Raw genomic sequence first — 9,038 nt, 5'->3', positions numbered from 1 at the left:
GTGGTGGTGACCCCCGGCGAGCCCTTGGCCGAGACCAGCGCGATGATCGCCATGCTCAGGCCGCCGAACATGACGTGGCTCATCCGGCCCAGCTGCTCGGTCACTGCCGCGTCCAGCACCGGGTGCCGGTAGCCGTGGATCGCCGACCACCAGGACGACATCCCGTCGACCAGCTCACGCCCGTCGGCCAGCCGCAGCCGCACTCCCTCCGCACCGTCCACCACGTAGGGCGGCACCGCCGGCGGCAGCGTGGCGTACGGATGCCAGACGTGCGCGGCGTCGGCGGCGAGAATCTCCTCGGGCGTCATCCGCCCACCCTTCCGGCGCTTGCCGGACCCCGCCTCGACTCCAGCACCGTGGCCGTCCTGTCCCGGCGGTCGGCCCGTACCCCACTGCGGCCCCTTTGCTCTGCTTCACCGGACGCATTGGTCTCCAGCCGGAACCAGTGCGTGGGTTGAGGCAGAGCAAAGGGGCTGAGGGTGGTGTCAGGTCGGGGGCCGCGCCGCCGCCTCATCTGGTCACGACCCGGTCACGGCAGATGTCGGGGCGGCCGTTGCGGCGCGGGCGACCGCGCGGGGCAGGGCCGGGCCGCGGTAGATAAAGCCGGTGTAGAGCTGCACCAGGCTGGCGCCGGCGTCGAACATCCGGGTGGCGTCGTCGGGGTCGACGATGCCACCCACGCCGATGATCGGCAGCCGCCCGCCCGTCTCGGCATGGACGAAGGCGACCACCTGCCGGGCCCGGTCGGCCAGCGGCCGACCGGACAGGCCGCCCGCCTCGCTCGCGCGGCCCCGGTCGGCCGGGGCCAGCCCGTCGCGGCCCAGCGTGGTGTTCGTGGCGATCACCCCGGCGGCGCCCCGGGCCAGGCAGACCTCCAGCAGCTCGGCGATGGCCTGCTCGGTCAGGTCGGGCGCGATCTTCACCAGCACCGGCTGCTCGCCGACCAGCGCGGCCAGCAACGCGTCCAGGTGGGCGCGGTCCTGCAACGCCCGCAGCCCCGGGGTGTTCGGGGATGAGACGTTGACCGCGAAGTAGTCGCCATGCCCGCGCAACGCACGGTACGACGCCTGGTAATCGGCCACGGCGTCGTCCAGCGCCGTCACCTTCGACTTGCCGAGCGAGATCCCCAGCGGCACACCGAGCGGGCGGGGCAGTGCCGCGAGCCGGGTCGCCAGCGCCGCCGCGCCGGCGTTGTTGAAGCCCATCCGGTTGATCACTGCCTCGCTGTCGGGCAGCCGGAACAGCCGCGGCCGGGGGTTGCCCGGCTGCGGGTGCGCCGTCACCGTGCCGACCTCGACGAAGCCGAAGCCCAGCGCCGGCCACGCCGGCAGGGCCACGCCGTCCTTGTCCATCCCGGCGGCCAGGCCGACCGGGTTCGGGAACCGCACCCCGAACACCGTGCGGGGCGACGCCACGGCGTACCGGGCCCGCAACGCCGCCAGCGCGACCGGCATCCGCGACAGCGTGGCCAACCGCCGCAGCGTGAACTCGTGCGCCGTCTCCGCGTCCCCACCGCCGACCCGGAACAGCCCGCGCCGCACCGTCCGCTCGAACATCACCGCGGGGCCCGCAGGGTGGCGTGCAGGTCCTGGAGGGGGCGCACCTGCATGTCGCCGCGGATGCGGGCCTCGATGCCCATCACCGCGGCGGCGGCGCCGGGCACGGTGGTGATGCACGGGATGTCCGCGGTGACGGCGGCGCTGCGGATCTCGTAGCCGTCGGAGCGGGCGCTGGCCCCGGAACCTTGCGGAGTGTTGATCACCAGGGCGACCCGGCCGCTCAGGATCAGCGACACAGCGTCGTCGTCGGAGCCGGCCTCGTAGTGCTTGGGTGCCTGCTCGCAGGCGATGCCATGCCGGCGCAGCACCTCCGCGGTGCCGCTGGTGGCGACGATCTCGAAGCCCAGGTCGGCCAGGCGCTTCACCGGGAAGATCATGCCGCGCTTGTCCCGGTTCGCCACCGAGACGAAGATCTTGCCGTCGGTCGGCAGCGAGCCGTACGCCGCCGACTGCGACTTGGCGAAGGCGGGCCCGAAGGCGGTGTCGATGCCCATCACCTCGCCGGTCGACTTCATCTCCGGGCCGAGCAGCGAGTCCACCCCCTTGCCGGCGGGCGTGCGGAACCGCTTGAACGGCAGCACCGCCTCCTTGACCGCGATCGGGGCGTCCGGCGGCAACGAGCCGCCGTCCCCGGTCGCCGGGAGCAGCCCCTCGGCACGCAGTTCGGCGATGGTCGCGCCGAGCGCGATCCGGGCCGCCGCCTTGGCCAGCGGCACCGCGGTGGCCTTGGAGACGAACGGCACGGTACGCGAGGCACGCGGGTTCGCCTCCAGCACGTACAGCGCGTCGTCCTTCAGCGCGTACTGCACGTTGAGCAGGCCGCGCACGCCGACGCCCCGGGCGATCGCCTCGGTGTACCGGCGGACCTGGGCCACGTGCGAGCTGGCCAGGGTGATCGGCGGCAGCGCGCAGGAGGAGTCGCCGGAGTGGATCCCCGCCTCCTCGATGTGCTCCATGATCCCGCCGAGGTAGACCTCGCCGTCGGCGTCGCAGAGCGCGTCGACGTCGATCTCGATGGCGTCGTCGAGGAACCGGTCCACCAGCACCGGGTGGTCCGGGGAGATGTCGGTGGCCCGGCCGATGTAGTCGCGCAGCGTGATGTCGTCGTAGACGATCTCCATGCCGCGCCCGCCCAGCACGTACGAGGGGCGAACCAGCACCGGGTAGCCGATCTCGTCGGCGATCTCCTTCGCGTCCTCGTACGAGGTGGCGGTGCCGTGCGCCGGCGCGCGCAGGCCGGCCCGGGCCAGCAGCGACCCGAAGGCGCCGCGCTCCTCGGCCAGGTGGATCGACTCCGGCGAGGTGCCGACCACCGGCACACCGGCGTCCTTGAGCCGCTGGGCCAGCCCGAGCGGGGTCTGCCCGCCGAGCTGCACGATCACCCCGACCACGCCCGGCCCGCCGGCCGCCCGGCCGGAGGAGTCCTCCGCATGCCAGACCTCCAGCACGTCCTCGAACGTCAGCGGCTCGAAGTAGAGCCGGTCGGCGGTGTCGTAGTCGGTGGACACCGTCTCCGGGTTGCAGTTGACCATCACGGTCTCGAACCCGCCCCCGGGCGCGCTGCGCAGCGCTTGCACGGCGTGCACGCAGGAGTAGTCGAACTCGATGCCCTGCCCGATCCGGTTCGGCCCGGAGCCGAGGATCAGCACCTTCGGCCGCGCCGAGCCGACCACCTCGGTCTCCGCGTCGTAGGACGAGTAGTGGTACGGCGTGGTGGCCTCGAACTCGGCGGCGCAGGTGTCCACGGTCTTGTAGACCGGCCGGATGCCGAGCCGGTGCCGCAGCGTACGCACTCCGTCCTCGGCGGCCAGCTCCGGACGCAGCGCGGCCAACTGCCGGTCGGACAGGCCGGCCCGCTTCGCCCGGCGCAGCAGCTCCGCGTCCAGCACCGGCGCGGCCACGATCTCGGCGCGCAGCTCGACCAGCGCGGCGATCTGGTCCAGGAACCACGGGTCGATCCCGCCCGAGGCCGCCGCGACCTCGGCGATCGAGGCGCCCAGCCGCAGTGCCCGCTCCACCGTGTAGAGCCGCCCGTCGTGCGGCGTACGCAGCGCGGCGAGGGTGTTCTCCCTGGTCGCCCCCGACGGATCCGGCACACTCCAGAAGCCGGCTGATTTCGTTTCCAGCGAGCGCATCGCCTTGTTCAGCGCCTCGGTGAAGTTGCGCCCCAGGCTCATCGCCTCGCCGACGGACTTCATCGTGGTGGTCAGCTCCGGGTCCGCGCCGGGGAACTTCTCGAACGCGAACCGGGGGATCTTCACCACCACGTAGTCCAGCGTCGGCTCGAACGCGGCCGGCGTCTTGAGCGTGATGTCGTTGGGGATCTCGTCCAGGGTGTAGCCGATGGCCAGCTTCGCGGCGATCTTGGCGATCGGGAATCCGGTGGCCTTCGAGGCCAGCGCCGAGGAGCGGGACACCCGCGGGTTCATCTCGATCACGACGATCCGGCCGTCGGCCGGGTTCACCGCGAACTGGATGTTGCAGCCGCCGGTGTCCACCCCGACCTCACGCAGCACCGCGATGCCCAGGTCGCGCAGCCGCTGGTACTCCCGGTCGGTCAGCGTCATGGCCGGCGCCACGGTCACGCTGTCGCCGGTGTGCACGCCCATCGGGTCGATGTTCTCGATCGAGCAGACCACCACCACGTTGTCGTGGCGGTCCCGCATGAGTTCGAGCTCGTACTCCTTCCAGCCGAGCACGCTCTCCTCGATCAGCACCTCGTGAACCGGGCTCGCGGCCAGGCCGGCACCGGCGATGCGCTCCAGGTCGGCGTCGGTGTGGGCCATGCCCGAGCCGAGGCCACCCATGGTGAACGAGGGCCGGATCACCACCGGCAGGCCCAGCTCGGCCACCGTCTCGCGGACCTCGTCCATCGAATGGCAGACCCGCGAGCGCGGCACCAGGCCGGACGGGTCCTCGACGCCGAGCCGCACGCCGGCCTTGGCCACGATCTCCTTGAACAGCTGCCGGTCCTCGCCGCGCCGGATCGCGTCGATGTCGGCGCCGATCAGCTCGACGCCGTACTTGTCCAGCACGCCGGCCTCGTGCAGCGCCACGGCGGTGTTCAGCGCGGTCTGCCCGCCGAGGGTGGGCAGCACGGCGTCGGGCCGCTCCTTGGCGATCACCAGCTCGACGAACTCGGGGGTGATCGGCTCGACGTAGGTGGCGTCGGCGAACTCCGGGTCCGTCATGATGGTCGCCGGGTTGGAGTTGACCAGGCTGACCCGGATCCCCTCGCTGCGCAGCACCCGGCACGCCTGGGTGCCGGAGTAGTCGAACTCGCAGGCCTGCCCGATGACGATCGGCCCGGAGCCGATCACCAGGATGTGCTTGAGATCGGTCCGCTTAGGCATTCGTGCGCCCCTCGCTGTGGGTCCGGCCCTCGATCAACTCGGCGAACCGGTCGAAGAGGTAGTCCGCGTCGTGCGGACCGGCCGCCGCCTCCGGGTGGTACTGGACGGTGAAAGCGGGCACGTCACGCGCCCGCAGCCCCTCGACCACGTTGTCATTGAGGCAGAGATGGCTCACCTGCACGCCACCGAACTCGGTCTCGATCACCTGGTCGGGGACGACCGCACCCGGCTGGGCCCCGGGCACCTGCACCGCGAAGCCGTGGTTGTGGCTGGTCACCTCCACCTTGCCGGTGACCCGGTCGAGGACCGGCTGGTTGATGCCCCGGTGGCCGTAGCCGAGCTTGTACGTGCCGAAGCCGAGCGCCCGGCCGAGGATCTGGCTGCCGAAGCAGATGCCGAACAGCGGCACCTCGCGGCGCAGCACCTCCCGGGCCAGCGCGACGGGACCGTCGGCGGTGGCCGGGTCACCCGGGCCGGGCGAGAAGAAGACCGCGTCCGCGCCGGTGGCCAGCAGCTCCTCGATGGTCGAGTTGGCCGGCAGCACGTGGGTGGTGACGCCACGCGCGGCGAGCCGGCGCGGCACGTTGCGCTTGATCCCCAGGTCCAGCGCGGCCACCGTGAACCGGCGCTCCCCCTCGGCGGCGACCACGTACGGCGTCGCGGTGGTCACCTCGGCGGAGAGGTCCGCGCCGAGCATCTGCGGCGACTGGCGCACCCGGGCCAGCAGCGCACGCGGGTCGTCGTCGACGCTGGAGATACCGACCCGCATCGCCCCACGCTCGCGCAGGTGCCGGGTCAGCGCCCGGGTGTCCACCCCGCTGATGCCGACCACGCCCTCGGTGGCGAGCCGGTCCTCCAGCCCGCCGGTGGCCCTCCAGTTCGAGCTGAGCCGGGCGGGGTCGCGGACCACGTAACCGGCCACCCAGATCCGCCGCGACTCGTCGTCCTCGGCGTTGACGCCGGTGTTCCCGATGTGCGGGGCGGTCTGCACCACCACCTGACGGTGGTAGGACGGGTCGGTGAGCGTCTCCTGGTAGCCGGTCATCCCGGTGTTGAAGACCGCCTCGCCGAAGGTCTCCCCGACGCTGCCGTACGCCTCGCCGTGGAACGTGCGCCCGTCCTCCAGGACGAGGATCGCGTGCCTGCGCTTCACTTGACAGCCTTTCCGTCCAGGACCGTCGCCTCGCCACGCAGGAAGGTCGCCACGATGCGACCCGGCAGCGTCATCCGGGCGTACGGGGTGTTGCGGCTGCGACTGGCCGACTCCGCCGGGTCGATCACCCGACGGGCCGCCGGGTCGACCAGGGTCAGATTGGCCGGCGCGCCCGGAGCCGGGTCGTGGCCGTGCTCGGTCAGCCCGGCGATCCGGGCCGGGGTGCGCGACATCCGCTCGGCGATCACGTCCCACGCGGGGCCGAGCACGTCGAGCGCGATCGACAGCGCCGTCTCCAGCCCGAGCATGCCCGGCCGGGCGTACGCCCACTCGCACTCCTTGTCCTCCACCGCGTGCGGGGCATGGTCGGTGGCGATGATGTCGATCACCCCGTCGACCAGCGCGGCCCGCAGCGCGGCGATGTCGGTGGCGGTGCGCAGCGGCGGGTTGACCTTGAACACCGGGTCGTAGGTCTCGGCCCGGGCATCGGTGAGCAGCAGGTGGTGCGGGGTCACCTCGGCGGTGACGCGTACCCCCCGGGCCTTGGCCTGGCGCAGCACCTCGACGCTGCCGGCGGTGGACACGTGGCAGACGTGCAGTCGGCTGCCGACGTGCTCGGCCAGCAGCACGTCCCGGGCGATGATCGCCTCCTCGGCCACCGCCGGCCAGCCGGTCAGGCCCAGCCGGGTGGAGACCTCACCCTCGTGCATCTGCGCGCCCTCGGTGAGCCGGGGCTCCTCGGCGTGCTGGGCGATAATCCCGTCGAACGCCTTCACGTACTCCAGCGCGCGGCGCATCAGCTTCGGGTCGGCGACGCAGTGCCCGTCGTCGGAGAAGATCCGCACCCGGGCCGCGGAGTCGGCCATCGCGCCCAGCTCGGCGAGGCGCTCGCCGGCCAGCCCGACGGTGACCGCGCCGATCGGCTGCACGTCGACCAGCCCGGCCTCCCGGCCGAGCCGCCAGACCTGCTCGACCACGCCCGCGGTGTCGGCCACCGGTGAGGTGTTCGCCATCGCGCAGACCGCGGTGTAGCCGCCCAACGCCGCCGCCCGGGAACCGGTCTCGACGGTCTCGGCGTCCTCCCGGCCGGGCTCGCGCAGGTGGGTGTGCAGGTCGACCAGGCCGGGCAGGGCGACCAGCCCGTCGGCCTCGACCACGGTCGCGTCCGGCGCGGACAGCCCCGGGCCGACCTCGGCCACCACGCCGTCGCGGATCAGCAGGTCGGTCGGTGCGGCGCCGAGCACGCTGACGTTCCTGATCAGGTACGAGTTCACCGGTTGTTCCCCCCGAGCAGCAGGTAGAGGACGGCCATCCGGACGGAGACCCCGTTGGCGACCTGTTCGACGATGGTGGAGCGGGGCGAGTCGGCGACCTCCGGCGTGATCTCCATGCCCCGGTTCATCGGCCCGGGGTGCATGACGATCGCGTGTTCCGGCAGCCGGCGCATCCGTGGGCCGTCGAGGCCGTAGCGGCGGGCGTACTCGCGGGCGGACGGGAAGTACGAGTCGTTCATCCGCTCCCGCTGCACCCGCAGCATCATCACCACGTCCACCGACGGCAGCACCGCGTCGAGGTCGTAGCAGACGTCGGTGCCGGGGGCGAGGGCGGCGGCGATGTCGAGCGGGATGAGGGTCGGCGGGCCGACCAGGGTGACCTTGGCGCCGAGGGTGGACAGCAGCAGCACGTTGGAACGGGCCACCCGGGAGTGCAGCACGTCGCCGACCACCGCGACCGACAGGCCGGCCAACCGGCCCAGCCGGGACCGCATGGTGTACGCGTCGAGCAGCGCCTGGGTGGGATGTTCGTGGGTGCCGTCGCCGGCGTTGACCACGGAGCCGTCGACCCAGTCGGCGAGCCGGTGCGGGGCACCGGAGGCGGGGTGCCGCACGACCACCGCGTCGGCGCCCATCGCCTGCAGGGTCAGCGCGGTGTCCTTCAGGCTCTCGCCCTTGGCGACGCTGGATCCCTTCGCCGAGAAGTTGATCACGTCGGCGCTGAGCCGCTTGGCCGCCGCCTCGAAGGAGATCCGGGTGCGGGTGGAGTCCTCGTAGAAGAGGTTCACCACGGTGCGACCGCGCAGCGCGGGCAGCTTCTTGACCTCGCGGCCGGACACGGCGGCCATCTCGGCGGCGGTGTCCAGGATCTGGGTGGCGGTGTCGGCGTCCAGGTCGGCGCCGGAGAGCAGGTGCCTGATCACAGTGCCGGCCTTTCGTTCGCGACTGCGGGGCTCCGCCGCGCTGCACTCCTCGCGCTCACCGTGGCGTCTCCCCGTAGAGCCGGACCTCGTCCGCGCCGTCGGTCTCGGCCAGCGTCACCTTCACGCTCTCGGCCAGCGCGGTCGGGATGTTCTTGCCGACGTAGTCGGCGCGGATCGGCAGCTGCCGGTGCCCCCGGTCGACCAGCACGGCGAGCTGCACGGACGCCGGCCGGCCGAGGTCGCCCAGCGCGTCGAGGGCGGCGCGCACGGTGCGACCGGAGAAGAGCACGTCGTCGACGAGGACCACCCGCATGCCGTCGATGCCGCCCGACGGCAGCTGGGTGGGGCCGACCGCCCGCGTGGCGTGCCGGCGCAGGTCGTCGCGGTAGAGGGTGATGTCGAGCACGCCGACCGGGACGGCGATGTTCTCGAAGGCGCTGATCCGGGCGGCGAGACGCCGGGCGAGGGGGGTGCCGCGGGTCGGGATGCCGAGCAGCACGGTGTCGGCCGCGCCCTGGGTCTTCTCGAGGATCTGGTGGGCGATCCGGTCGACGACGCGTTGCACGTCGGCGCTGGTCAGAATCACCTTCACCGAGGGTTGTCGCGGTGGCGACGGGCGGGCAGCCGATGGGTACGCCACGGCAGACCTCCTTCCCCGCCTCACGGGACGGGTTGCGCGCAGATCATCGTGGCCGGGGTGGCCGTGCTCACCGCGCTGAAGTTCTCCCTGCCGATGGTCGCTTTGTTCTGCGTGGTCGCGGCCATGATGAGCGGCA

7 protein-coding genes are annotated in these 9,038 nt (G+C 72.6%); all 7 read right to left on the bottom strand.

Annotated features, from left to right (window positions below; genetic code table 11):
* Positions 1-308, bottom strand: a 308-nt coding sequence (locus tag AB0M52_RS25385; RefSeq protein ID WP_363958407.1) for an aminotransferase class III-fold pyridoxal phosphate-dependent enzyme, incomplete at its 3' end; no start/stop codon positions are given.
* Between the two features lie 210 nt (positions 309-518).
* Complete coding sequence (locus tag AB0M52_RS25380) at positions 519-1,559, bottom strand: quinone-dependent dihydroorotate dehydrogenase (RefSeq protein ID WP_363958405.1); 1,041 nt, start codon at positions 1,557-1,559, stop codon at positions 519-521.
* Positions 1,556-4,912 (bottom strand): carbamoyl-phosphate synthase large subunit, encoded by a 3,357-nt coding sequence (carB, locus tag AB0M52_RS25375; protein ID WP_363958402.1) that lies wholly within the window; start codon positions 4,910-4,912, stop codon positions 1,556-1,558. Before carB ends, AB0M52_RS25380 begins: the two co-directional genes overlap by 4 nt.
* Complete coding sequence (gene carA, locus AB0M52_RS25370) at positions 4,905-6,065, bottom strand: glutamine-hydrolyzing carbamoyl-phosphate synthase small subunit (RefSeq protein ID WP_363958399.1); 1,161 nt, start codon at positions 6,063-6,065, stop codon at positions 4,905-4,907. Before carA ends, carB begins: the two co-directional genes overlap by 8 nt.
* Positions 6,062-7,339: a dihydroorotase gene (locus AB0M52_RS25365; RefSeq protein WP_363958396.1), complete on the bottom strand. Its 1,278-nt coding sequence runs from the start codon at positions 7,337-7,339 to the stop codon at positions 6,062-6,064. Before AB0M52_RS25365 ends, carA begins: the two co-directional genes overlap by 4 nt.
* Complete coding sequence (locus AB0M52_RS25360; protein ID WP_363958393.1) at positions 7,336-8,262, bottom strand: aspartate carbamoyltransferase catalytic subunit; 927 nt, start codon at positions 8,260-8,262, stop codon at positions 7,336-7,338. The genes AB0M52_RS25365 and AB0M52_RS25360 overlap by 4 nt, the downstream gene beginning before the upstream one ends.
* Positions 8,263-8,317: 55 nt before the next feature.
* Complete coding sequence (pyrR, locus tag AB0M52_RS25355; protein ID WP_363958390.1) at positions 8,318-8,902, bottom strand: bifunctional pyr operon transcriptional regulator/uracil phosphoribosyltransferase PyrR; 585 nt, start codon at positions 8,900-8,902, stop codon at positions 8,318-8,320.
* Between the last annotated feature and the right edge of the window lie 136 nt (positions 8,903-9,038).

This window comes from Micromonospora sp. NPDC051296 (genome assembly GCF_040682255.1).
Classification (GTDB): Bacteria; Actinomycetota; Actinomycetes; order Mycobacteriales; family Micromonosporaceae; genus Micromonospora; species Micromonospora craterilacus.
Note: the sequence above shows the minus strand (reverse complement) of the source record. Positions and strands in the feature narration are given on the sequence as shown.